The following is a 24,440-nucleotide window of genomic DNA, read 5'->3' as shown; positions in this document are numbered from 1 at the left end:
CTCAGCCCCAGCTCAGAGGCGGGCCGTCTTCGCGGAAGCGGTCGAACTGCTCGATGGCGCGGATCGAGCGGCCGTTGTCGATGGCTGCAAGATCGAGGATCACGGTATTGGCAACCGTCATCGGGATGACGAGGGACTGCGACTGGCCGAGCGATCCGCGCGAAATGGTAATGTGATGATCCGGCGGCGGGGAAAACCGTCCGCCCCGCACATCGGTCACGGCAAGCGTTTTCGCGCCCCGATCCGCGGCGACGGTGCGGATATCCTGGACCAGCGGCGGCAATTTGCGAAAGGCAAAGAGCCAGAGCACATCATCGGCCGTCATCGTCATCAGCTTTTCGCGCATCTGGTTCGGCGTGGCTGTGAGATCAACGGCATCATAGCCCGAACGATTGAGCCGCAGCCCCAGAAGCTGGGCGAGCGCGCCGGCGTGGCCCGTGCCGATGATGAAGACCTTGCGGCAATCCCGCACCGTTTCGGCAAACTTTCGGATCTGCCGGTCATCAACGCTGTTGCGCGCCGCTTCCAGCGCTGCGATCTCGCTGTCGATGACGGAGGAGACCAGGTGGCCCTCATCGGCCCGCAGGAGACGGGCGGCAACGCGGGCAGCGCCGTTGTCGAAATCCTCATCCTCGCCCGCGAGACTGTTTTGCAGGAATGTGCGGAATTCCGGATAGCCTTCAAACCCCAGACGACGCGCCAGGCGAACGGCGGAAGACGGATGAAGGCCGGCCCGGGTGGAGATTTCCTTGCCGTTTTCAAGGGCTGCGCGCAGCGGATTCTGAAGAAGCACATCGAGAAGTCGCGTATCCGCCTGGGTCAGTCGCTCCGAGTTCAGCGCGACGAGATCGCTCAGGTGCTGGGGAATGCCATCGGGTATGTTCATGTCGGCTCTGTCGTCTTCCTCAGTCCTGCACAACAAGCTGTTGCTGCGTTTCAACCCGCGCGCCCGTCTCCGCGTCGAAGAAATGCGCCGCGTTCATGTCGCAGGCAATCCAGCAGTCGGAAAGATCGCCCGGAAGCGCGCCGCGGTGCGCCGTGAGCGTAACCCGGCCCGCCGGCGTTTCGCAATGAAGCACGACATCCGACCCCGTCATTTCGCTCAACGTAACGCGCGCCGGCAGCGCCACGCCGTCCGGCCGCGTCGCCGTGATCGTCAAAGCGTCGGAGCGCAGCCCCACCGTGAGCCCTTCCGCGACAATGCCGCCGGGTATCGAGCCGGCATCGAGAAAGTTCATCTCCGGCGCACCGATGAAGGAGGCGACGAAGCGGTTGGCAGGCCGGTCATAGATCGCCTCGGGCGTGTCGAACTGCTGCAGATAGCCGCCCTTCATCACCGCGATCCGGTCGGCAAGCGACAGCGCCTCGGTCTGGTCGTGGGTGACGTAGACGATGGTTGCCCTCAGCGCCCTGTGCAGTTCCTTGATCTCTCGGCGCATGACGACGCGCAGCGCATTGTCGAGATTGGACAAGGGCTCGTCCATCAGGAAGGTCGAGGTATCGCGCGCGATCGCCCGCCCCATGGCAACGCGCTGGCGCTGGCCGCCGGAAAGAGCGGCGGGCTTGCGGTCGAGATAGGGAGTGAGCTGCAGCGTGGCGGCAACCTCTTCGGCGCGCCGGTTGCGCTCCTTCTTCGCCACGCCGCGCAGTTCCAGCCCGAAGGCGATGTTCTCGCGCACGCTCATGTGCGGATAGAGCGCATAGTTCTGGAAGATCATCGCGATATCGCGGTCCTGCGGCGAGACGTCATTGGCGCGCCTGCCGTCGATCTCGATATCGCCCTCGCGGCAATCCTCAAGGCCTGCGATCAGACGCAGAAGCGTCGACTTGCCGCAGCCGGAGGGGCCGACGATGACGATGAACTCGCCGGGCTGGATATCCATAGAAACGCCATGCAGAACCGTTGGGCCGTTATCATAGGCCTTGCGGATGTTCCTGAGCGCAATACTGCTCATCATACCCTCTCCTGCGCCAGTTGATTGCGGATATCGATCGCCAGCCGCGGCCGGTCGGTGGTGAAAACCTTGAGGTCCAGTGCGAAGGCTTTCGAAATTTGCGCTGCCGTGTGGGCGGCCCAGGCGCCGAAGGCGAGACCGGCATCCTCTGCACGCTGTTTCAGCGAGGCGTCGGCCATGTCTATGTTGACGGAAATCTCTGAAATGCTGCGCTGGCGGGCGATCTCGACGACGCCGCGGCTCCCGAGCTGGGTCAATACCGGCGGACTGACGAGCCAGAGCGTGGGCCGGTCAGCTGCCTGCCTCAGGGCATCGAGACTTTCAAGCAGGAAAGAGGAAAACACCGTGGTTTCGAGCCGCCCGGCCTTTTCGAGCGCTTCGACCACGCGCGGCACGAAGTCCGCATAGGGCCTCCCGTCAGCGCCGGGCTTGATCTCGCAGCGGAAGACGACCTTGCTCAGCCTGAAGATGTCGCAAAGCTCCTCGACGAAAAGCGGGTGACGAAATCCGTCGCCGGCATGATTGACGATTGCTCCGCGCACGTCTGCCGCCTTCATTTCGGCGATGACGCCGCTGCGGTCGGTCGTCCGGTCGAGCGTTGCGTCGTGATTGACGATGATGCGGCCGTCGGCGGTCGGGTGCAGGTCGAATTCCACCTCGTCGACGTCCATCGCCGCCGTTGCGGAAAAGCCCGCGAAGGTGCTGTCGCCATATTCGAGCGTTCCGCCGCGATGGGATGCAATGCGTGTCACAGTCTTTTCCTTTTTTTGATATTCAGCGTCATTTGACGGCGCCCATCGTGATGCCGCGCACCAGATGCCGCTCGACCAGCACGAAGCCGGCAATGACCGGCAGCATGGAAATCGCCGATGCCGCCATGACCAGCGGCCAGTTGATCAGCCCCTCGCCCGGATTGATGCGGTAGAGCCGGGCGAGACCGACCTGCAGCGTGTAGAGGTCCTCCCGGCTGGTGGCGACGAGCGGCCAGATATAGTTGTTCCATTCGGTGATGAAGATGTAGAGGCCCATGGAGAGGATCGCGGGCCTGGCAATCGGCACGATTACCCGCCACAACACCTTGAGCGGCGTCGCCCCGTCCATATAGGCGGCTTCATCCAGCGCGCGGGGAATGCCGCGGATATACTGGCGCAGGAAGAAGGCGGCAAAGCCGTTGGAAATCGCCGGCAGGATCAGGCCCGCATAGCTGTCGAGCAATCCGACCCTCGCCAGCGTCAGATAGTTGGGGATAAGGCTGATATGGCTCGGAATCATCAGCGTCGCCACCGTCGCCGCAAACAAGAGGTTGGAACCGAAGAAGCGGTACCGGGCAAAGGCATAGGCCGCCATGGTGGCAAAGCTGATGCCGATGAGAGTGACCGCGCCCGAGACGATCAGGCTGTTCAGCAGATAGCGGGCGAAATTGTACTGGCCTATGGCGAGCCGGTAATTGCCGAGTGTGAAATCGACCGTGCCGGTGTAATAGGCCGTCGAGGTCTGGAACGACATCCAGATCGAGTAAAGCACGGGCGACAGGAAGGCGAGGCCCGCCAGCAATGCCAGCGCGGCGAATATCGGATTGTCAGGCTTCATAGTGCACCTTCCGGCCGAGAATGCGCGACTTGATGACCGCAAGCGCGATGAGAAGGATGAAGAGCAGCACCGCGAGCGCCGAGCCCTGGCCGATGTCGAAGAAGGTGAAGCCGATCCGGTAAAGCAGGTTCACCAGAAGATCGGTCGCGCCCGCCGGTCCGCCCTCGGTCATCACCGAGACGAGGGTGAAGACCTGAAAAGCCTCGATCACCGAGATCACCAGCAGGAAATAGGTCGTCGGCATCACAAGCGGTATCGTCACGCGACGGAAGACATGACGGCGCTTGCCGCCATCGACGGCGGCGGCATCATAAAGTTCCTGCGGAATGGCCTGCAGGCCGGCGATATAGATGACGATGTCATAGCCGAGCTGTTTCCAGGTGTTGATGAAGATCAGCACGCCAAGCGCCAGGTCCGGCCGCTGCATCCAGCGGATTTTCTCGACGCCGAAGAACGAGAGCAGGCCGTTCGCCATGCCGTAATCGGTGGAGAAGACCCAGGAAAAGACGACCGCAATCGAGACTGTTGACGTGACCGAGGGCAGGAACAGCGCGCCGCGCAGGATGCGTCGCGAAAAGGTCTCGCGCGTGAGCGCGCTTGCGATCAGAAGCGCCAGCGCCAGCCGGATCGGCACGGAGACGAGGGCAAAGATCACCGTGACCCGCACCGAATTCCAGAACTCGCGCGAATTGAACAGGATCCGGTAATTCTCCAGCCCGACAAACGGCTTGTCGGCGGTCATGAAGTCCCATTGCCGGAAGCTCAGATCGATACTGGTGACGATCGGGATATAGGTGAACACCGCGATGAAGGAGATCAGCGGCAGCACGAAGAGATAGGGCGTCAGCTTGCGCGGCATGGGGCGGACTTTCGCACAGGCGCAGACATTGCGCTTGTCATTGGAAGATGCCCGCGCAGCGAAAGCGTTGCGCGGGCGGTATGTCTCGGCGCGTCAATCAGTTGGAAAGACGCTGGGCTTCCTGCCTGGTGCGCTCGGCGAAGTCGCTGAGGGCTTCCTCGGCGCTCTGCTGGCCAAGGGCGATCGACTGCCAGACGTCATATTCGTTGGCGCGCATCCAGGTGACGACGACCGGGCGCGGACGGCCACGGGCAAAGTCGAGCTGGTTGATGGCGACATCGATGCCTTCCGCGTTGGCAAGCGCTTCGGCAGCGCGCGGCTGTTCCGCCGTATGGCGGTTGATCGGCATGTAGCCGGTTCCGGCAAACCAGATCGCGTTCGATTCCGGCGAGGCGGCAAACGAGATGAACTTGTAGGCCGCGTCTTTTACCTCCGGCTCGGACGTAGACAAGATGCCGATGCCGGCGCCGCCGATCGGCACCGCGCAGGTCTTGTTGCAAGGCATCGGGCGGACCAGAAGGTCGTCGCCGAGCGCTTCCTTCGCATCGCCGTAATTGCCGGTCGAGTTCATCATCATGCCGGCATTGCCGGAAAGGAAGAACTGCTTGTCCCTGCTCTCGTCAGTCACGCCATCCGGCGAGGCAACCTTGTATTCATCGACGAGCGAGGCCATCCATTCATAGGCCTCGACCGTGTTCGGCGCATCGATCAGAATTTCGCCGGTCTTCGAGTCGATCAGGTCGCTGTCATTCGACATGATCAGGCCCCAGCGGGCGAACTGGCCCGGCGCCGTCATACCCATGATACCTTCATCACCCAGGGTATCGGTGATCTGCTGCGCGGCAGCCAGGATATCGTCATAGGTTTCAAGCTTCGGCTCTTCCTCAAAGCCGGCGGCATCGAAGACGGCCTTGTTGAGATAGAGAACCGGCGTCGAGGAGTTGAAGGGCACGATATAATTCTTGCCCTCATAAACGCCGACCTCGCGGGCAAAATCGAACAGATTGTCGGCGAGCGGATCATTGGCGAGGCGGTCGGAGAGATCATCGAGCACGCCGCGGTCGGCGAAGAGACCGTAACGGGTGACTTCCATGATCACCGCGTCGGGCGCGCGGCGCGCCGGGATTGCGGCCTGCAGCTTGGCAACGATGTCGTTGTAATTGCCGATAAACTGGGCGTCGATGGTGATGCCGGGATTGGCGGCTTCGAAATTGTCGATGATTTCTGCAAGAGCTTCGCCATTGGCGCTGGTGTCGGAGAAGCTGTGCCAGAATTCGACAGTGGTATCGGCGAAGGCGGCAGACGCGGAAAGCGCGACGGAGCCGGCCAGAAGATAGGCGGAGAGTTTCATCATTCGAAAAATCCTTTTTCGCAACGAGAATTGCAAAGTGACGGCCACTTGCAATTACGCGCGCAAAGCGACATTTCGTTAAACGGATGATGAAGAATTCTTTACACGCGCGAACCGGCGCGGCGATGCACGCGCGCGGAAGAATTGCACAAAAACCGCGCGGCTTCGCTCACGGACGGATGACAAAGCTCGCGTCACCCACATTCGTCGTGCTCGGGACAAATTTAGGACCTTGACGCATAGCTGACAGACGTTCGCAGACATGTCTGACACTCCCGGACAGCAATCCGGGAGATTTATCAGCCACTCCGAGAGCTTCGTTCCGATTTTTGGTCCGGGGAAGGACGCTCAGAGCGGGCCGCCGCGCTCCTGCACGAGGGTGCGCAGGCGACGGAAGACATCCGGGCTCTGGCGCAACCCGTCATGCTCGTATTCATTGGTGACCCAGGCCTGGCAATTGCCGAGCCTCCCAGCCGTTTCCAGTGACAGCCCGGCATCCACATACATGTCGTCGTGATAGACGGCGGCGGCAACGGGAATATCATTGGCAAAAAGCCGCGTCGCATCGTAAAGCGGCGGGTAGCCGGAATGCGCTGCAAGCGCCTCGGCCGCGTCCCGGAACGGGCGCAGGGACCGTATCTCCTCGAACATCCAAGGATAAACCATCTCGCCGGTCATCATCAGCGGCCGCTGATCGGGATGAAAGCGCGGAAACTCGGCGCGGATGCGCTCGGCCGCCCAGTTCGTCGGCGCGCTTCCCTGCCCGTAAATGCTCTCCTGCAGCAGGGCGTAGAGCGGATTGGCATCAAAGCCGGTCGCCGCCATGACGGAAAAGAGGAAGCTGTCGGAAAGGCGCGTTTCATCCGGATCGGCAAAGGCCTCGTCCATCAGCCAGTGGACGCTTTCGAAGCCGGCCCCGCCTCCGAATGCGATCCCCAGCGTCTGCAGCCGGCGCACGGTGAGCCGGTCGCCATCGGGCAGGCGGACATCATTTTCCGCAACATGATCGGCAATGCGCGAGAACAGACCCGCATCATGCGGATAGCGCTTGTGATACTGCCGGTTCTTGACGGCCACGCGCGGATAGGTGCGGCGATAGACCTCGTCCGCGGAGGCCGAAAGGCCGGACAGGCCCCCGGTCACGTAGCAGGCGGCGAGCCCTTCGGGGGCCTGAGAGAGATAGGTGAGCGTGATGAAGCCGCCGAAGCTCTGACCGAGCGTCTCCCACTTGCGATCGCCCATCAGGTTCTTGCGTACATGTTCGCAGTCGGCAACGATGCTGTCGGCGCGAAAATGCATCAGATAGTCGGCCGCCGCCTCGCCATTCTCGAAACGCGACATGGTTTCCGCCTCAATGCGGCTGCTGCGGCCCGTGCCGCGCTGGTCCATCAGGATCACGCGATGGGTCTTCAACGCCTCGGCAAGCCAGGACGGACCGCCGCCGATGGGCCGTGGCGATTTGCCGCCGGGCCCGCCCTGCAGAAAGGCAAGCGTCGGCAGGTCGTCACGCCGTTTCACCGGATCGACAATCTCGCGCACGAAAATCTGGATGAACGCGCCATCGGATTTCGTCCAGTCGACCGGCACCGGAACCAGCATATCCCGGATCATCATTCCGGGAATGATATATTGTTTCGGCATCATCGCGCATCATCCTGACCAGTCGGTTATTGCCGGGCCTTGGAGCATGTCCGTGTTCCCTTGAATAGCGAACACGCTCTCACCCTTCGTTTTTCCGCGCGTCCGGACGGAAAGCCGGTCTCCCCTTTTCATGGGCGCGCTAGAGCATCGGGCGAAAAAGTGGTTACCGGTTTTTCGATAACCCGATGCGCCTTAACAAAGAGATGGATCATCGGGCGGTTCAGATTAACCGCCCGATGATCTAGCCTTTCCCGAGCCCTATCCGCTTTTGCGTCCGACGAAAAGGGCAGGCCCGCGGAAAGGCCGCGAAAGGAAGACACGAATGCCGCCGCGCTCGTCCCCATGGACCGCGGATGCCGACATCTTCGCTGCTGCCCGAAATTGCGGCCCTCTCTCACAGACGACCGGCTTCACCCACGCCTGCCCCGAATTCAAACGGCGAACAGCCCCTTTGCGCATCGGCCTTGACAGGAATGAGCGCCCTGGTCCAGGACAGTGCTGGCGCGCCGTCCGGACAGCCCGACATCATGTTCATCATGGCAGACGCTGTCGGCTACATTCAGTATTCCTGCGCGAATTCGGCTACACCGCCGAATTCTTGCCCACGGCTTCGAGGAATTCCGGGGCTATCTCTACGATCTCGACCGGAGCCCTTCTTCGACTGGTGAAATCAGGCGCTCCTGCACATTGCCAACGTGCCGTCCGACAAATACGACGACATGGTGGGCGCCAAGGGCCGTGCGCCGCCGGCAGAGAACGAAACCGGCGCATCCTTTGACGCCTCCCGCAAGGCCTCATTCCGGGCAAAAACCCGGCCGACGCCGAACAGGACGGGGTTGTCATGGCCGATTTCAGCCATGCCCTCGCCCAGCCCCGCAAGCGAGCCGTGCCAGCGTTGCTCATCCGGTCGGCTGATATTGGCGGCGATCAGGACCGGGGTTTCCGGAGGCAGGCCTTCGGCGATCAGCCGTGCGCTGATTTCGCCAGCGGTGCGGCCGCCCATGTAGAACATCGTTGTCGTCGTCGGGTCGGCGATGGCGCGCCAGTCGATATCCTCCGGTAGCGCGCCCTTTTTCGAGTGCCCGGTGACGAAGCGGACCGACTGGGCGCAGTCGCGATGGGTGAGCGAAGTGGTGGCGCCGGCGGCGAGCGCGCTTGCAGCGGTAATGCCGGGGATCACGGAGACCGGGATGCCCGCTTCGCGAAGGGCTGTGATTTCCTCGCCGGACCGTCCGAACACCGAAGGATCGCCCGATTTCAGGCGCACGACGCGCTTTCCCGCGCGCGCCAGATCAAGCATCATCCGGTTGATATCCTCCTGCCGGCAGCTTGTCCGCCCGCCGCGTTTGCCGACCAGCATGCGCTTGGCCTCGCGCCGCGCCAGCTCAAGGATTTCCGGCGAGATCAGGTCGTCGAACAGGATGACATCGGCCGCTTGCAGCGCCCGCATGGCCTTCAGCGTCAGCAGCTCCGGATCGCCCGGCCCGGCGCCGACAAGCGTGACGCTGCCCGTCTGCGGCGATGCGGCAATCCGTGTTGCCCGCGACAGAAGCCTGTCCGCTGCACCATCATCAGGGCCGGAGGTACCAGAAAAACTCAGATCGACGAAATGCTCCCAGAAGGCCCGGCGCGCGCCGCCCGGCTTCAGTCTGGCATTCACCCCGTCACGCAAACCGGCCGCAAGCCCGGCCCAGCCTTTCAGAGACTTGGGCAGCAGCGTTTCAATGCGCCGCCGGATCGCCTGGCCGAGAATGGGAGCCGCGCCGTCGGTGGAAATGCCGACGACCACTGGCGAGCGGTTGACGATCGAGCCGAACTGGAAGTCGCAATAATCCGGTTTGTCGATGACGTTGACCGGCACGCCTTCCGCCTTCGCCCGCGCGCGGAAGGCCTGCGCTTCCTCCTCATCCACACAGTCTCCGAGCGCCAGTTCAAACGCCGTCCAGTCGGCAGCCGACCAGTCCGCCCCGGAAACGTGCACCCGGCCGTCGGCTTCAAGTGCAAGCAGCGCCTCGTCGGCAGCCTCGCGTCCCAGAAAGACCGTCACATCGGCACCCGTGGCGGCCATCAACTCCGCCTTCCAGGCGGCGGCATCACTGCCGCCGGCGACCAGAACCGCCTTGCCCTTCAGACGGAAGAACAGCGGCAGGACGGCAAGGTCCTCCATGCGGGCGGGTGTTTTTGTGCGTCCGGTGGCCATGATCCGCCTCCCCTATTCCGCCGCCATCGGCAGTGCGGAGAGCGCAATGAACAGCCGGCCGTCTTCGACCTGCACCGGATAGGTCTGCACCTCGCCCTCGTCCGCTCCGAGCGCCGAACCGCTTTCCAGCGAGATCACCATATTGTGGAGCGGGCAGGTCACGGCCCTGCCATGCACAATGCCTTCGGACAGCGGCCCTGCCTTGTGCGGGCAGCGGTCGTCGATGGCGAAGACCTCGTTTTCGGCCGTGCGGAAGACGGCGATGCGACCGAAAGCGGTGTTCACGCAGCGCGCGCCGCGTCTTGGAATGTCATCGATATGACCAATGGCAATGAATTCGTTGCTCATAAGACGCTCCTCACTCCGCCGGCTCGGTCTGCCCGACCACGGCCATCGGCTTGAACTCGTGCTTGTCCTTGCCGGAGACGCGTTCCGACCACGGGTCGACCTGCGCGTATTTCTGGCTTTCGACGAAGCGGTCGAAATAGGCCTTGCGCTTGTCCGCATCGTCCATGATCTGCGCGCGGACCTCGTCATAACCGATGCGTTTTGCCCATTTGTAGATGCGTTCCAGATAGCGGGCCTGCTCGCGATACATCTGGGTGAGCGCCACGATATGCTCCAGCGCCTCGTCCTCGGTCTTGACCATGCCGAGCACTTCCGTGCCGCGAATTTCCAGTCCGGCGGCACCGGCGAAATGGATTTCGAAGCCGCTATCGACGCAGATCACGCCGATATCCTTGCAGGTCGCCTCGGCGCAGTTGCGCGGACACCCCGAAACGGCGAGCTTCAGCTTGGCCGGCGTCCACGAGCCCCACATGAATTTTTCGAGCCGGACGCCCAGACCGGTGGAATCCTGCGTGCCGAACCGGCACCAATCGCTGCCGACGCAGGTCTTCACCGTGCGCAGGCCCTTGGCATAGGCCTGGCCGGAGACGAAGCCCGCCTTGCCGAGATCGGCCCAGACCGCCGGCAGGTCTTCCTTTTTCACGCCCAGCATGTCGATGCGCTGGCCGCCGGTGCATTTGACGGTCGGGATCTCGTATTTGTCGACGACATCGGCGATCGCGCGCAGCTCCTTCGATGATGTCACCCCGCCCCACATGCGCGGCACCACCGAATAGGTGCCGTCCTTCTGGATATTGGCGTGGACGCGCTCGTTGATGAAGCGCGACTGATAGTCGTCGGCATATTCGCCGGGCCAGTCGCAGACGAGGTAATAGTTGAGCGCCGGGCGGCATTTGGCGCAGCCGCAGGAGGTCTTCCATTCGAGCTCCTGCATCACGGCGGGAATGGTCTTCAGCCCCTTGGCGCGGATCAGGCGGCGGACGTCGTCATGGCCGAGATCGGTGCAGCCGCAGACGGGCTGGACGGCGGCGGGGTTATAGGCATCGCCCAGCGTCAGCGCCATCAGCTGTTCGACGAGCCCGGTGCAGGTGCCGCACGACGCCGAGGCCTTGGTATGGGCGCGGACATCGTCAAGCGAGGGCAGGCCCTTGTCCTTGATTGCGCTGACGATCTTGCCCTTGCAGATGCCGTTGCAGCCGCAGATTTCCGCGTCATCCGGAAGGGCTGCCACCGCTGCTGCGGGATCTGCCGTGCCGCCGCCCTGATAGGCCTGACCGTAGATCAGCGTTTCGCGCATCTCCGACACATCGGTTCCGCGCTTCAGCATGTCGAAATACCAGGCGCCGTCGGCGGTGTCGCCGTAAAGCACCGCACCGATCACGCGGTTATCCTGCAGGATGACGCGCTTGTAGACGCCGCGCGTGGCATCGCGCAGCACCACCTCCTCGCGGTCCGGCCCCTCAGCGAAATCGCCGGCCGAAAACAACTTGATGCCGGTGACCTTCAGCTTGGTGTTGACATGCGAGCCCTTGTATTCGGCCGAGCCACCGGCAAGCCGATCCGCCAGCACGCCGGCGCTCTCATAAAGCGGTGCGACGAGGCCGTAGCAGGTACCGCGATGTTCGGCGCATTCGCCGAGCGCGAAGATGGCGGGATCGGAGGTCGCCATGCCGTCATCGACGACGATGCCGCGATTTGTTTCGAGCCCCGCATCCTTGGCGAGCCCCGCCGCCGGACGGATGCCGACCGCCATCACCACCATGTCGGCGGAAATGATGCGGCCGTCTTCCAGCTCAACGCCTTCAACTTTGCCACTCCCGAGAATCTGCTTGGTATTGGCCTTGGTAATGATCTCGATGCCGCGCTCGTCCAGCGCCTTTTCCAGAAGATAGGCGGCTGCCGGATCGAGCTGCCGTTCCATGATCGTATCCATGAGGTGCAGCACTGTGACGCTCATGCCGCGCTGCTTCAGCCCGTAGGCCGCTTCAAGGCCCAGAAGCCCGCCGCCGATGACCACCGCATGGCCCTGGCCCTCGGCAATCTTCAGCATGCGGTCCACGTCATCGAGATCGCGATAGGCCAGCACGCCCGGCAGATCGTGGCCGGGCACCGGGATGATGAAGGGCGCGGAGCCGGTGGCGATCACCAGCCGGTCATAGGAGGCCGTCACGCCGTTTTCGGCAGTCACGGTCCTCGCCTCACGGTCGATCTTCGACACCTTCGCGCCGCGATGCAGCGTCACGCCCCGGGCTTCATACCAGTCATCGCCATGGATGATGATGTCTTCATAGGTCTTTTCGCCGGAAAGCACCGGCGACAGCATGATGCGGTCGTAATTCACCCGGGGTTCGGCGTTGAAGATGGTGACGTCATAGAGGCCGGGGGCGCGCTCGAACAGCTCTTCGAGCATGCGGCCGGGGGCCATGCCGTTTCCGATGATGACGAGTTTCTGGGCCATGTTTTCTACTCCGCTGCGACGCGTTTGTTGCAGGTTTGCCGGCTGATGCGCTGGTCGCGTTTCTGCCTGATGGCGGCGAGTTGTTCCTCGGCGGGCGAGGCACCGCCTTCATAGGCCTCCAGGAATTCCAGCAATTCCTCGCGATAGGCGTAATAATCCGGATGGTCGAGCAGCGCCTTGCGCGAGCGCGGGCGCGGCAGATCGACCTCCATGATATTGCCGATGCGGGCGTTCGGCCCGTTCGACATCATCACCACCCGGTCGGCCAGCAGGATCGCCTCGTCGACATCATGGGTCACGCAGATTGCGGTGACCTTGGTGCGCGACCAGACCTCCATCAGCACCTCCTGCAGCTCCCAGCGGGTCAGGCTGTCGAGCATGCCGAAGGGCTCGTCGAGCAGCAAAAGCTTCGGCGACAGCGCGAAGGCGCGGGCAATGCCGACGCGCTGGCGCATGCCGTTCGACATGTCGGCCGCCGGCCGGTGCATGGCATCGCCAAGGCCGACGCGCTCGAGATAATATTCGACGATATCGCGGCGCTCGGCAGGGCTTGCCTTCGGATAGACCCGGTCAACGCCGAGAGCGACATTCTCGCGGGCCGTCAGCCATGGCATCAGCGAGGGGGCCTGAAACACCACGGCGCGATCCGGCCCGGCGCCGGAAATCTCGCGCCCGTCGAGAATGATACCCCCGGCATTGATCGGGTTCAGCCCCGCCGCCATCGACAGCACAGTCGACTTTCCGCAGCCGGAATGGCCGATCACGGAAATGAACTCGCCCTTCTTCATCTTCAGGTCGAAGCCGTCAACCACCGTCAGCGGACCCTTGGGCGTCGGATAGATCTTGGTGACGTTGGAAAACTCGACATAGCCGGTCTCGATCGCCGACTGCGCCTTTTCGCGATAGGCCGCCGGCAGCGGCTTCGAGGTCGACTTGAGCGAAATCGGAACGACATTGGGCAGCGTTTCCACCCGCGCGGTGTCCGGCTTGGCGCTGACGCCGACATCCATCAGATATTCGGTGATCGACGCGCGCAGGCGGATGAAATCGGGGTCGGAATTCATCGCCGCGCGTTCGCGGGGCCGGGCGATATTCACATCGAAGGACGGGCCGAATGTGGCATCGGGACCGGGCGTCAGCGGCACGATCCGGTCGGCCAGAAGAATGGCCTCGTCGACATCATTGGTAACGAGGATGATGGTTTTCTTCTCTTTTTCGGAGATATCGGCCAGTTCGTCCTGCAGCTTGGCGCGGGTCAGCGCATCGAGCGCCGACAGCGGCTCGTCGAGCAGCAGCAAATCCGGCTGCATGGCAAGCGCGCGGGCAACCGAGACGCGCTGGCGCATGCCACCTGACAGTTCAGACGGCTTGCGGTCGCGGGCGTGTTTCAGGCCCACCATCGCCACATACCAGTCGACGAGCGCGGCCCGCTCCTTTGTCGGCTTGTCCTGATGCACGGCGTCGACGGCGAGCCGCACATTGGCCTCCACCGAAAGCCAGGGCATCAGCGCATAGTTCTGGAACACGATGCCGCGTTTCGGCGACGGGCCTTCCACCGGCGCGCCGCGAAACAGGATTTCGCCGGCATCCGGCTTTTCGAGACCGGCGAGCATTGACATCAGCGTCGTCTTGCCCGCGCCGGAAAAGCCGAGGATCGCGATGAATTCGCCTTCCTGCACATCGAGCGAGATGTCAGAAAGGACCGGGTTGCGCTTGACGCCCTCGCCAAAGCCCTTTTCGACGCCCTTGAGCTGAAGAATGGTCGACATCATGCCCTCCTTACCGGTTCGCCGAATAGGTGAAGGCGGTCTGCAGCGCGAACATCACCCGGTCGAGGAAGAAGCCGATCAGGCCGATGGTGATGACGGCGACCATGATGCGGGCGAGCGAATCCGAGGACCCGTTCTGGAACTCGTCCCAGACGAATTTGCCGAGGCCGGGGTTCTGCGCCAGCATTTCCGCGGCGATCAGCACCATCCAGCCAACGCCGAGCGACAACCGCATGCCGGTGAAGATCAGTGGCAGCGAGGACGGCAGGACGAGCTTGCGGATCGTCGTCCAGGTGGAAAGCTGCAGCACCTTGCCGACATTGACGAGATCGCGGTCGATCGAGGCGACGCCGAGCGCGGTATTGATGATCGTCGGCCAGATGGAACAGAGCGTCACCGTGATCGCCGAGATCACCATCGACTTCGGCAGAAGGTCGTTCTGGCTTTCGTAAAGCGCGGCCACCACCATGGTCACGATCGGCAGCCAGGCGAGCGGCGAGACCGGCTTGAACAGCTGGATCAGCGGATTGATCGCGCCCTCGAAGGTCTTCGACAGACCGCAGGCGATGCCGACCGGAACGGCAATCACCGTGCCGATGAAAAAGCCGAGCGCGACCGTCAGCAGCGAGGTCCAGATCTGGTCCAGATAGGTCGGCTTGCCGGTATAGGGCCGCACTTTCACACGGTCGGCATAGCCTTCGGCGATCAACATCTGGTTGCGCTCATCCTGCCGGGCGTAAAATTCCTCGGCCTTCTGGCGCTCGGCAAAATGGTCGTCCATCAGCACCTCGGCCTGCTGGAACACCGCCGCCGGGCCGGGGATCGCGCCGAGCGAGGTATGGACCTTCGGCGCCAGAAATGCCCAGGCCGCCAGAAAAGCAAGGATGCCGATCAGAGGAACGAGCAGCATCTGTTTCAGGTCCGCCCATTGCTCGGACGGGGTATCGCCGGCGGCCAGCTTCAGAAGCGGCACGATGAAGCCGAGGCCGAAGGGCGCGAGCACCTTGCCCGCCCGGTTGATCCGGGCGATGCGCCGTTCACGGCGGGCGGCGATTTCGGGGGCCATCATGTCTGTGACAATGGTCATAGCGTCTGAGCCTTCCTTGTCCGTGCTGGTGTCAATCGCGCTCAGCGGCCGGCAATCTTGTTGCCGTCAACAATCTCTTGCCCCTTCAGGCCGATCGGGAAGCTCTCGAGATAGGCGTTCGGATGGCGGCCGTCATAGGTCACGCCGTCGATGAACTCGTTTGTCGCGGGCTTGTAGCCATCGGTGTCGAAGGGGAAGTCGGCTTCCGTGGCGTGGCCCTCATCGATGAGCTGGCGGGCGGCCTCCAGATAGATATCCGGCAGGTAGACCGAGCGGGCGACCTCGTCATACCAGCCGTCTTCCTGCGGCTCGGCGATCTGGCCCCAGCGGCGCATCTGCGTCAGGTACCAGACGGCATCGGAATAATAGGGATAGGTGGCGTAGTGGCGGAAGAAGACGTTGAAGTCCGCAGCCGGGCGGGTGTCGCCCTTTTCATATTCGAAGGTACCGGTCATCGAATTGGCGATCACCTCGGCATCGGCCCCGACATATTCCGGCCGCGAGAGGATTTCGACCGCCTCTTCGCGGTTGGCATTGTCGTTCTCGTCCAGCCACATGGCGGCGCGGATCAGCGCCTTGGTCAGCCCCAGCGTCGTCTGCGGGTATTTCTGCGTGAATTCCTCGGTCAGGCCGAAGACCTTTTCCGGATTGTTCTTCCAGATATCGTAGTCGGTGACGACCGGCACGCCGATGCCCTTGAACACGGCCGCCTGGTTCCACGGCTCGCCGACGCAGTAACCGTCGATCGTTCCGGCTTCCATCGTCGCCGGCATCTGCGGCGGCGGAGTTACCGACAAAAGCGCATCGGCCTGAATCTGGCCGGAAATATCGCCCGGCGAATAATAGCCGGGATTGATGCCGCCGGCCGCCAGCCAGTAGCGCAGCTCGTAATTATGGGTGGAGACCGGGAAGACCATGCCCATCTTGAACGGCTTGCCCTCGGCCTTGTAGGCCTCGACCACCGGCTTCAGCGCATCGGCCTTGATCGGATGTTGCGGCTTGCCATCCGGGCCGACAGGAATATTTTCCTTCATCCGGTCCCAGACCGCGTTCGACACCGTAATCGCATTGCCGTTGAGGTCCATCGAGAACGGGGTGACGATATGCGCCTCGGTGCCATAGCCGATGGTGGCCGCCAGCGGCTGTCCGGCCAGCATGTGGGCACCATCCAGTTCCCCGGTGATCACCCGGTCGAGCAGCACCTTCCAGTTCGCCTGCGCCTCAAGCGTGACATATAGACCCTCATCCTCGAAGAAGTGCATCTCCTTGGCGATCGCCAGCGGCGCCATGTCCGTCAGCTTGATGAAGCCGATGGTCAGCTCGTCCTTTTCCGGAAACAGCATTTCGGCATGAGCGGCGGTCGCCGCGAAGGTCAGCGAACAGAGCATGGTGGCAGAGCAAAGGAAATGGCGCATGGCGTTCTCCTGATGGATGGGGAGGATCGAAAAAACGAAAAAAGCCGCCTAACGGTCATCGGGCCAGTTGTGGCGCGAATGCGTTGGCGGCGTTGCCTGGCACCCTCCATTGGGCGCCGAATTCTTGAGACTTATGGAAACACACAATGTCGCACCAGACAAGCGGCATCGGCGTATTTTTGCATAAAAAATGTATTCAGAAAGAGTTTGCCTTCATTTTATGCAGTTGCATCCGAGAAGCGCACAAAATACGGGCTTGGTTCCGCTTCTTGACAGACCTATCCCTTCTACGAACGTCATCCTCGGGCTTGTCCCGAGGATCTAACCACAGTTCCGCACGAGCGGCGTTGGCGTTTCGTAATGGACTGCATTCAAACAGGCTTTTCATCCGACACGCCTGTCGCATTGAGAGGTGCTTAGATGCTCGGGACAGGCCCGAGCATGACGCAGGAGAGCGGAGCGGGCTTTAACAAAATAGGGGCTCAGACGGCCGCCTTCTGCTGTTCGATATAAGCGCCCACCTGATCGGGATCGAAGGTCTGACCGTCGAAAAAGCCGTCGGGACCGAGGATGAGGCCGCTGGCGCTCGCGCCCACCGGCGTCGGCGCCTTCAACGCACCCTCGACCTTGAGGCTCGCGCCCGGGAGCGGTGTGTGCAGCGGCTGCAGCGCCTTGCGGTAGATATCCGGCCGGTAGCTCATTTTCGCGATCTCGGCGTTCTCGGCCGAGTGATCGCAAAGCCCCCAGCGCACGATCTGGCTGTAGAACCACAGCGCATGGCTCTGCCACGGGAAGGTCGCGGCCTTGGCGGAGGTCAGGAAGAAATCCTCGACCGTGGTTTGCGCCTTGTCGCTGATCGCCAGCGTTCCGGAGAACAGCGGCTCGAGCATCGCCCGGTCGACATCGAGATGGCCCGGCTCGGCGAGGATCGCGGCCAGTTCCGGGTGGTTTTCCGGCGCGGCCGCCCATTGCGAGGCCCGGTAGAGCCCGCGCAGCAGCGCTGCCACGGTCTCCTCGTTGGCATCCACGAAATCGGCCGGCAGCGCCAGCACCTTTTCCGGGCTGGAGCGCCAGATCTTCGCCTTCACGGTGACGATCCGCGCCGCCCCGCGCCGCGCGGCAATCGTGTTCCACGGCTCGCCGGCGCAATAGCCGTCGATCCGCCCGGCTTCCACCGCATCCGGCATGAACGGCGGCGGCAGCACCACGATCTCGATATCGCGGTCGGGATCGATGCCATTGGCCGCGAGCCAGTAGCGCAGTTCGAGATTGTGCCCGGAAAACACGTAGACGACCCCGAAGCGCAGCGGCGGCAGGCCTTCAGCCTTTCTCGCCGCAATCACGCGTTTCAACGCCGCACCCGCCTTGGCCGGGTCAAGATCGCTCTCATCGCCCTCCGCCTCCATGGCGGCACCCAGCGCCGCCGAAACCGTCACCGCATTGCCGCCGAGCCCGAGCGCGATCGGCGCCACCAGTTTCGGCGCCAGCGGAAACAGGCCGAGATTGGCGGCAATCGGCATCGGCGCCAGCACATGGGCGGCCTGCAGGCTGCCGACGGCCAGCCTGTCGCGGATGGCGCTCCACGAGGTTTCCCTCGTGAGGCGGACCTTGAGCCCTTCCTCGATGAAAAAGCCCTTGGCCTCCGCCGCCAGAACGATGGCGCTGTCGAGAAGTGGCACAAATCCGATTGAAAGGTCCTGCATCTCTATCTCTCCAGCATCTCGAACGTCATGATCAGGCTCTGCGCCACATCGACAATCTTGCGGTTCTGATCCATCGCCGTGCGCCTCATGAGCGCATAGGCCTTTTCCTCATCCATGCCGCGCGATTTCATCAAAAGCGCCTTGGCGCGATCGACCACCTTGCGATTTTCGAGCTGGCTCTTCGCCGCCTCCAGCTCCTGCGCCATGCGCGAAAACGCGTTGAACCGGGAAATCGCCATGTCGAGGATCGGCTTGACCCGCTCCTGCTTCAGCCCGTCGACGACATAGGCCGAAACCCCGGCCTCGACGGCGGCATGGATGGTTTCGGCATCGGAGCGATCGACGAACATCGCGATCGGTTTCTTCACCGTGCGCGACAGCACGAACAGGCTTTCGAGCATGTCTCGATTGGGGTTTTCGATATCGATCACGATCACATCGGGCGACAGGCGCTCGATCGTGCGGGCGACGCCGACCAGTTCCTCCACCACCGTCACATTATGGTGGCCGGCCTTAAGCAGGCCGTCCCGGATAATGGCGGCGCGGATCGCGTTTTCATCGATGACAAGGATCGCGAGATCACTGGTGTTCATGAGGCGGCTTCCGCAAAACGGTCAATAGACATCGCGCATATAACGTTTTTCCCTGATGAGCGTCTTAACGTAGCCTTCGGCGGCTGCTTGCGAAAGCCCGCCATGGGTCTCGGCAATCGCCCGAAGTGCTGCATCCACATCCTTCGCCATACGGCTTGCATCGCCGCAGACATAAAAATGCGCGCCCTCCTGCAGCCACTTCCAGATTTCGCGCCCGTTTTCCGCCATGCGGTGCTGGACATAAATCTTCTCCGCCTGGTCGCGCGAAAAGGCGGTGTCGAAACGGGTGAGCAACCCGCCTTTCAGCCAGGCTTCGATTTCGTCGCTGTAGTAATAGCCGCTGTCGCGCGATTGCTCGCCGAAGAACAGCCAGTTCGGCCCGCCCGCGCCCGCCGCCTCCCGGTCCTGCAGAAAGGCGCGGAACGGCGCGATGCCGGTGCCCGGACCGACCATGATCGCCGGCGTCTCGGGATCGGCGGGCGGGCGGAAATGCGCCTGTTTCTTCACCGAAACGCGCACCGGCTCGGCCGCTGCCCTGTCTGCCAGAAAGGAGGAGGCGACTCCCTTGCGGCTCTTTCCGTGTCGGGCATGGCGCAGCACCGAAACCGTCAGATGGATTTCGTCCGGGCTCGCCTTCGGACTGGAGGCAATCGAGTAAAGCCGCGGCTGCAGCTTCTTCAGATGGTCGCAGAAGTCCTGCCCGGCAACGGGTTTCGGCGCGATGGCGAGAATGTCCGCGATCTGCCGACCCCACAGCCAGTCATTGAGGGCTTTCCGGTTGGCCGAACTTGTCAGCGCCTTCAGCGTTTCATGCCCGCTGAATTCCGCCCACCATTTGAGGAAATCCGGATGCGGCTGGCCGATCTCGAAATGATCGCGCAATGCCTCGCCTATGCCGATATCGTGGCCATTGATGCCGGAAATCGGCGTTTCCGCCGGCAGTTGCAGGGAACTCAGGATTTCATCCACAAGCTCGGGGCAGTTGCGCGGCATGATGGAAAGCGCATCGCCCGCCTCGTAATCCGCCGCGCCATCGACCCGGAAGCCGAACTGGCGCACCTCCTTGGCGCTGCCGGAACCGCTCAGAAGCCGGTTGACGCTGAGCCTGGCCGCAACGGTTTGCGGCGGTTTGCGCCCATTGGATCGGACGGCGGTTTCAGCCGAGGCCGCCGCGCCATTCGAACGCCCCGAAAGAGCGGCCATCGCCGCTGAAACCGCGTCCCCCTCCTCGCCCGCATCCAGCGTGCGGCAGGTCGCCAGCCGCGCGCCGCCGAGCGCCTCGAGCCGGGCATCAAGCTTCCTGCCGAATCCGCAGAACTGATCATAGGAACTGTCGCCCATCGCCACCACGGCGTAGCTGAGGCCCTCCAGTCGCGACGCATCCTCGCGCAAGAGCGCCGCCCAGAAATCGGCCGCATGATCGGGCGGATCGCCATCGCCGAAGGTGCTGACGATGAAGAGTACAGGGCCCTTTGTCGCAAGGTCATCCGGGGAAACCGCGTCAAGCGAACGCAACGCCGCGCGGTACCCCGCCGCGCCAAGCGCGTCGCAAAGATCGGCGGCCGCCATTTCCGCCGTTCCGGTCTGCGAGGCAAAGAATACGGAGACAGCGGGCTTTGACGGGTCCGCGTCCGGCTGCGCGTCCTTACCTTCCGCCAACACCGGCACGGACTCGACCCTGCCCCGCGCAACCTCCGGCGCATCGGCCTCTGCCGCCGCCACGCGGGCGAGCGCCACCGCCGTCACCTTGAACTCCGGCTGGAGCGATATCGGATCGACGGCATTGCCGGTCACTGCATTCACCGCCAGATCATCACCGAACACATCGTTCCAGTGAAACGGCGCAAACAGCGCGCCCGGGGAAACCCGATCGGTGACGATGGCAGGCAGTATCGCGCTGCCATGGCGCGAGGTGACGGACACCCGGTCATTATCGCCGATCCCGAGCGCCGCAGCATCGGCCGGATTGATCTCGACGAACGGCGCGGCGTTGAGCTTGTTCAGCCGGGCGACCTTGCCGGTCTTGGTCATCGTGTGCCACTGGTGTTGCAGCCGGCCGGTGTTGAGAATGAACGGGTAATCGCCATCCGGCATTTCGCGCGGACCGGCATGCGGCCGCGGCCAGAACTTCGCCCGGCCGCTTTCGGTGGCGAATTTCACCCCTCCGTCAGGCGCGCGGTAGCGAATCGGGTTGCGCGTCGTGGCTTGCCCAGCCTCGGATGCCGGCCACTGGATGCTGCCTTCCCGCAGTCGTTCATGCGTGACGCCGGAAATATCGTAGCCGGTCGCGGGATTGGAAAACCGCCGGATTTCCTTGAACACCTCTTCGGCACTCTCATAGCTGAAGGCCTTCTCATAGCCCATGGCACAGGCGACTTTCGCAATGATCTGCCAATCAGGCAGGGCCTCGCCCGGCGCCTTCGCGGCGGCGGCCGTCAGCGCCATGTTGCGCTCGGAGTTGACCATGACGCCATCGGCCTCAAAGGAGACTGCCGCCGGCAGAAGGATATCGGCATAGGGCGTGGTTTCGGTTTCGGCATAGGCATCCTGGACCACCACGAATTCGGCGCGTTCGAGAGCCGCCGTCACCGTCTTGCGGTTGGCGACGCTTGCCACCGGATTGGTGCAGATGATCCAGGCGGCCCTGATCGCGCCCGCCGCCATCGCCTCGAACATGGCGATGGTGCCGGTGCCTTCCTCGGCGCGGATCGTTCCGGGCTCAAGCCCCCACTGCTCTTCGCAATAGCGCCGGTCAACCTCCACCAGCGCCGAACGCTGCCCCGGCAGGCCGGGGCCCATATAGCCCATCTCACGCCCGCCCATGGCATTCGGCTGGCCGGTCAGCGAGAAGGGACCACTGCCGGGGTGACAGATCTTACCCGTGGCCAGATGCAGGTTGCAGATCGCATTGGTGTTGAACGTGCCCTGCACCGACTGATTGAGCCCCATGGTCCAGAACGTCATGAATTCGCCGGCGGCAAGCACCATATCGGCAGCGGCCCTGATGTCCTCGACCTTGAGACCGGTGATCGCCGCGACTCGCTCCGGCGGATAGTCGGCGAGAAAGGCCGGCATTTCGGCCCAGCCCTCCGTATTGGCCTCGATAAAGGCCTGATCGATACCGCCCGCTTCGACAATCAGATGCAGAAGCCCGTTCAGCAGAGCGAGGTCGGTTCCGGGTTGCGGCGCGAGGTGCAGATCGGCTTTCTCGGCCGTGGCGGTACGGCGCGGATCGACAACCACCAGCTTCGCGCCTTCTCTCACCCGGTCCATCATCCGCAGAAACAGGATCGGATGGCAATCGGCCATGTTCGAGCCGATCACGAGGAACAGATCGGCCCTCTCGATATCGTCATAGGACCCCGGCGGCGCGTCCGCGCCGAGCGACAGCTTGTAGCCGGAGCCGGCGCTGGCCATGCACAGCCTGGAATTGGATTCGATATGGCGTGTGCGCAAGAAACCCTTGGCGAGCTTGTTGGCGAGATATTGCGCCTCCATCGACATCTGGCCGGAGACATAGAGCGCAATGGCGTCAGGGCCGTGGCGGTCGGCAATGGCGCGCAAGCGCTTCGCCGTCTCGGTGATGGCGGACTCGATAGACGCGGTTGCGGGCACAACATCCGCCTCCCGCCGGACCATCGCGGTTTCGAGACGTCCCGCCGACGCGATCGCCTCATGCGCGGTCTTGCCCTTGGTGCAGAGCCGCCCGCGATTGGCCGGATGCTCCCTGTCGCCGGAAAGTCGGACAATCCGCCCGTCCTCGACATCAAGCACCACGCCGCAGCCGACGCCGCAATAGGGACAGACGCTTTTGACGGTCTCTACACCCATCGCCGTCCCCCGCCTTGAGAAGGGCTGACGATTGACGGGAACCGGAGATGACGCGCAGAATGGATCACATGCCGGGGTGGCATCGGCTTTCCTCGCTGTCTAAAATGAAAACAAAAAAGCCGCGGCATCATTCGAAGCGCTCCCTTGAAGGAAACGGTTCTCAGATCCGCAGCTTTGCGATGGAATGCCCGCCATTGGACATTGATGTTTCAACGATAGTCCGACACGCGGCGACTTTCAAGCCCGACCGCTGATTTGCAGTTTCGGGGCATCACAAGGGAGGAAGACAGCACGATGCCGGTGAAGATCAAACGGGTCTATGACGAACCCGACAAGACGGACGGCCTGCGCGTTCTCGTCGACCGGCTCTGGCCGCGCGGCCTTGCGAAGGACAAGGCCCGCATCGACCTCTGGGCCAAGGAGGTCGCACCCTCAGGCGAATTGCGCAAATGGTTCGCGCACAGAAAAGACCGGTGGGAGGATTTTCAACGGCGCTATCGCGCGGAGCTTGCGGAGAATGCCGCGCTTGATGAACTTTGCGCAAGGAACGAGAAACACACCGTGACCTTGCTCTATGCCGCCCGCGACGAATGCATCAATCATGCGCGGGTCCTCGCGGCCGTCATCGCGGAAGGGAGCGGCCAGCACGCCGAGGCGTATCGGTGGGACGAAGGCGCAGTGGAGGTGTCGTCACCGCCCTGCTTTCTGCACGAACTGGACCCGGCCTGGCTGGGAACGGAAAGCCGCGACGACAGCGGCGAGCCGGCAGATCCCGATGCCGACGGACAGCCCTCCCACAAGAAAACCGGCCGTTCGCAATAGCGCTCAGAGCGAACGTCCGCCGGAGGTGACGATGCTGAATTCGTCGTCCTCGATCATGCCATCCTCGCACAAGGTCAGCCGCCAGCGGCGATTGCCGATGCGGAAAGAGAGACGCCAGCGCCCCGTATCCGCGCCGTCGCCGCGTTCAACCGAAGACCGCACCTGCCCGCGCGCCGTCATCGCGCGCAGATCATCGACGCCGAGGCCGAAGCGGCGAGCGAGCCGCTCCGCGCCGATTTCGAACTGGCCTTCCGCATTGCGTTCGATGAAGGTCCCGGTTTCCTGAGCGCTCATGGTCCCTCTCCGTCTGCCGCCCGATCCGCCGTCCGGGCAAGGTCGGCATGACCGATCGGGCATAGTCCCGCCGTATCCTCGCCGCGATGAAAGCCGATGGCGAGGCGGAAGGAATGGGCAATGCGCATGGCCCTGTCTAGAAACAGCGAAGCCACCTCCTTCGGGCAGATCGCGTCAACGGTTTCGGCAAAGAGTTGCAGCCAGCGGCGGAAATGCCGCTCCTCAATCTCGGGGATGGCCAGATGCGGCGGCAGCGGGCGGCCCTGATAGCGCGCCGTGCGCAACAGCGTCGCCGACCAGAAGTCGCACATGCGCTGAAGATGGCGCGGCCAGTCATCAGCGGCGATCCGGCTGTCGAAGACCGGCCCGAGCAGCGGGTCTTCGCGGATCCGGTCGTAAAAGCCATGCACCACGTCGCGGATCATCGCCTCGTCCAGAACCTCCGGAAGCGGCTTGCCGTCGATGATCACCGTGCGTTCCGGCGCGGGACGTCCTCTCATGCCTGAAACTCCTTCTTGAGAACC

The 24,440-nt window shown here is 63.0% G+C and carries 19 protein-coding genes; 1 reads left to right on the top strand and 18 read right to left on the bottom strand.

Annotated features, from left to right (window positions below):
* Nucleotide 1 precedes the first annotated feature (1 nt).
* From AZF01_RS01780 to AZF01_RS01705, 16 genes are all read right to left on the bottom strand, one after another.
* Nucleotides 2–886 (bottom strand): MurR/RpiR family transcriptional regulator, encoded by an 885-nt coding sequence (locus tag AZF01_RS01780; RefSeq protein ID WP_024706247.1) that lies wholly within the window; start codon nt 884–886, stop codon nt 2–4.
* Nucleotides 887–905: 19 nt separating this feature from the next.
* Nucleotides 906–1,955, bottom strand: coding sequence for an ABC transporter ATP-binding protein (locus AZF01_RS01775; protein WP_024706248.1), 1,050 nt, complete (start codon nt 1,953–1,955; stop codon nt 906–908).
* Nucleotides 1,955–2,707 (bottom strand): glycerophosphodiester phosphodiesterase family protein, encoded by a 753-nt coding sequence (locus AZF01_RS01770; protein ID WP_024706249.1) that lies wholly within the window; start codon nt 2,705–2,707, stop codon nt 1,955–1,957. Before AZF01_RS01770 ends, AZF01_RS01775 begins: the two co-directional genes overlap by 1 nt.
* A 28-nt stretch (nt 2,708–2,735) precedes the next feature.
* On the bottom strand, nt 2,736–3,545 hold the full coding sequence (locus tag AZF01_RS01765) for a carbohydrate ABC transporter permease (protein WP_024706250.1): 810 nt from the start codon (nt 3,543–3,545) through the stop codon (nt 2,736–2,738).
* Nucleotides 3,535–4,404 carry a carbohydrate ABC transporter permease gene (locus tag AZF01_RS01760; RefSeq protein ID WP_024706251.1) on the bottom strand — a complete coding sequence of 290 codons (870 nt, stop codon included), beginning with the start codon at nt 4,402–4,404 and terminating at the stop codon, nt 3,535–3,537. The genes AZF01_RS01765 and AZF01_RS01760 overlap by 11 nt, the downstream gene beginning before the upstream one ends.
* 97 nt (nt 4,405–4,501) lie before the next feature.
* Complete coding sequence (locus AZF01_RS01755) at nt 4,502–5,758, bottom strand: ABC transporter substrate-binding protein (RefSeq protein ID WP_024706252.1); 1,257 nt, start codon at nt 5,756–5,758, stop codon at nt 4,502–4,504.
* 345 nt (nt 5,759–6,103) lie between these two features.
* Nucleotides 6,104–7,396 carry an alpha/beta fold hydrolase gene (locus tag AZF01_RS01750; protein ID WP_036235575.1) on the bottom strand — a complete coding sequence of 431 codons (1,293 nt, stop codon included), beginning with the start codon at nt 7,394–7,396 and terminating at the stop codon, nt 6,104–6,106.
* A 670-nt stretch (nt 7,397–8,066) separates the two neighbouring features.
* Entirely contained in the window at nt 8,067–9,596 is a 1,530-nt protein-coding gene (gene cysG, locus AZF01_RS01745; protein ID WP_244435485.1) for a siroheme synthase CysG, read from the bottom strand.
* Nucleotides 9,597–9,608: 12 nt separating this feature from the next.
* The gene (gene nirD / locus AZF01_RS01740) at nt 9,609–9,944 is read right to left on the bottom strand and encodes a nitrite reductase small subunit NirD (protein WP_024706255.1); all 336 of its coding nucleotides are present in this window, start codon (nt 9,942–9,944) and stop codon (nt 9,609–9,611) included.
* Nucleotides 9,945–9,954: 10 nt separating this feature from the next.
* Nucleotides 9,955–12,402, bottom strand: coding sequence for a nitrite reductase large subunit NirB (gene nirB, locus AZF01_RS01735; protein ID WP_024706256.1), 2,448 nt, complete (start codon nt 12,400–12,402; stop codon nt 9,955–9,957).
* Between the two features lie 5 nt (nt 12,403–12,407).
* Entirely contained in the window at nt 12,408–14,174 is a 1,767-nt protein-coding gene (locus AZF01_RS01730; RefSeq protein ID WP_024706257.1) for an ABC transporter ATP-binding protein, read from the bottom strand.
* 7 nt (nt 14,175–14,181) lie between these two features.
* On the bottom strand, nt 14,182–15,258 hold the full coding sequence (locus tag AZF01_RS01725) for an ABC transporter permease (protein WP_024706258.1): 1,077 nt from the start codon (nt 15,256–15,258) through the stop codon (nt 14,182–14,184).
* A 41-nt stretch (nt 15,259–15,299) separates the two neighbouring features.
* Nucleotides 15,300–16,673 (bottom strand): CmpA/NrtA family ABC transporter substrate-binding protein, encoded by a 1,374-nt coding sequence (locus tag AZF01_RS01720; protein WP_024706259.1) that lies wholly within the window; start codon nt 16,671–16,673, stop codon nt 15,300–15,302.
* 482 nt (nt 16,674–17,155) lie between these two features.
* Nucleotides 17,156–18,376, bottom strand: a complete 1,221-nt coding sequence (locus AZF01_RS01715) for a CmpA/NrtA family ABC transporter substrate-binding protein (protein WP_081725644.1) — start codon at nt 18,374–18,376, stop codon at nt 17,156–17,158.
* Between the two features lie 2 nt (nt 18,377–18,378).
* On the bottom strand, nt 18,379–18,969 hold the full coding sequence (locus tag AZF01_RS01710) for an ANTAR domain-containing response regulator (RefSeq protein WP_018064472.1): 591 nt from the start codon (nt 18,967–18,969) through the stop codon (nt 18,379–18,381).
* A gap of 21 nt (nt 18,970–18,990) precedes the next feature.
* Nucleotides 18,991–22,800, bottom strand: a complete 3,810-nt coding sequence (locus tag AZF01_RS01705; protein ID WP_024706261.1) for a bifunctional nitrate reductase/sulfite reductase flavoprotein subunit alpha — start codon at nt 22,798–22,800, stop codon at nt 18,991–18,993.
* Nucleotides 22,801–23,094: 294 nt separating this feature from the next.
* On the opposite strand from AZF01_RS01705, the gene AZF01_RS24690 reads away from it, so the two are divergent.
* Nucleotides 23,095–23,622: a DUF488 family protein gene (locus AZF01_RS24690; RefSeq protein ID WP_024706262.1), complete on the top strand. Its 528-nt coding sequence runs from the start codon at nt 23,095–23,097 to the stop codon at nt 23,620–23,622.
* Nucleotides 23,623–23,625: 3 nt separating this feature from the next.
* Here the strand turns inward: AZF01_RS24690 and AZF01_RS01695 are convergent, their stop codons facing one another.
* Together AZF01_RS01695 and AZF01_RS01690 are read right to left on the bottom strand one after the other, a co-directional pair.
* On the bottom strand, nt 23,626–23,916 hold the full coding sequence (locus tag AZF01_RS01695) for a DUF6522 family protein (RefSeq protein ID WP_036235543.1): 291 nt from the start codon (nt 23,914–23,916) through the stop codon (nt 23,626–23,628).
* Complete coding sequence (locus tag AZF01_RS01690) at nt 23,913–24,416, bottom strand: group III truncated hemoglobin (RefSeq protein ID WP_024706264.1); 504 nt, start codon at nt 24,414–24,416, stop codon at nt 23,913–23,915. The genes AZF01_RS01695 and AZF01_RS01690 overlap by 4 nt, the downstream gene beginning before the upstream one ends.
* Nucleotides 24,417–24,440: the final 24 nt, after the last annotated feature.

The organism is Martelella sp. AD-3 (assembly GCF_001578105.1).
In the GTDB taxonomy this organism is placed as follows: Bacteria; Pseudomonadota; Alphaproteobacteria; order Rhizobiales; family Rhizobiaceae; genus Martelella.
The sequence above is the reverse complement of the archived record's forward strand: the minus strand, read 5'-3'. Positions and strand labels throughout refer to the sequence as shown.

Bases quoted from the DNA above. Each gene is read 5' to 3' on its own strand.
- AZF01_RS01725 (WP_024706258.1), bottom strand. From the start codon at position 15,258: ATGACCATTGTCACAGACATGATGGCCCCCGAAATCGCCGCCCGCCGT.
- cysG (WP_244435485.1), bottom strand. From the start codon at position 9,596: ATGGCCACCGGACGCACAAAAACACCCGCCCGCATGGAGGACCTTGCC.
- AZF01_RS01690 (WP_024706264.1), bottom strand. From the start codon at position 24,416: ATGAGAGGACGTCCCGCGCCGGAACGCACGGTGATCATCGACGGCAAG.
- AZF01_RS01730 (WP_024706257.1), bottom strand. From the start codon at position 14,174: ATGATGTCGACCATTCTTCAGCTCAAGGGCGTCGAAAAGGGCTTTGGC.
- AZF01_RS01750 (WP_036235575.1), bottom strand. From the start codon at position 7,396: ATGCCGAAACAATATATCATTCCCGGAATGATGATCCGGGATATGCTG.
- nirB (WP_024706256.1), bottom strand. From the start codon at position 12,402: ATGGCCCAGAAACTCGTCATCATCGGAAACGGCATGGCCCCCGGCCGC.
- AZF01_RS01720 (WP_024706259.1), bottom strand. From the start codon at position 16,673: ATGCGCCATTTCCTTTGCTCTGCCACCATGCTCTGTTCGCTGACCTTC.
- AZF01_RS01765 (WP_024706250.1), bottom strand. From the start codon at position 3,545: ATGAAGCCTGACAATCCGATATTCGCCGCGCTGGCATTGCTGGCGGGC.
- AZF01_RS01775 (WP_024706248.1), bottom strand. From the start codon at position 1,955: ATGAGCAGTATTGCGCTCAGGAACATCCGCAAGGCCTATGATAACGGC.
- AZF01_RS24690 (WP_024706262.1), top strand. From the start codon at position 23,095: ATGCCGGTGAAGATCAAACGGGTCTATGACGAACCCGACAAGACGGAC.
- AZF01_RS01710 (WP_018064472.1), bottom strand. From the start codon at position 18,969: ATGAACACCAGTGATCTCGCGATCCTTGTCATCGATGAAAACGCGATC.
- AZF01_RS01695 (WP_036235543.1), bottom strand. From the start codon at position 23,916: ATGAGCGCTCAGGAAACCGGGACCTTCATCGAACGCAATGCGGAAGGC.
- AZF01_RS01755 (WP_024706252.1), bottom strand. From the start codon at position 5,758: ATGATGAAACTCTCCGCCTATCTTCTGGCCGGCTCCGTCGCGCTTTCC.
- AZF01_RS01705 (WP_024706261.1), bottom strand. From the start codon at position 22,800: ATGGGTGTAGAGACCGTCAAAAGCGTCTGTCCCTATTGCGGCGTCGGC.
- AZF01_RS01760 (WP_024706251.1), bottom strand. From the start codon at position 4,404: ATGCCGCGCAAGCTGACGCCCTATCTCTTCGTGCTGCCGCTGATCTCC.
- AZF01_RS01780 (WP_024706247.1), bottom strand. From the start codon at position 886: ATGAACATACCCGATGGCATTCCCCAGCACCTGAGCGATCTCGTCGCG.
- AZF01_RS01715 (WP_081725644.1), bottom strand. From the start codon at position 18,376: ATGCAGGACCTTTCAATCGGATTTGTGCCACTTCTCGACAGCGCCATC.
- nirD (WP_024706255.1), bottom strand. From the start codon at position 9,944: ATGAGCAACGAATTCATTGCCATTGGTCATATCGATGACATTCCAAGA.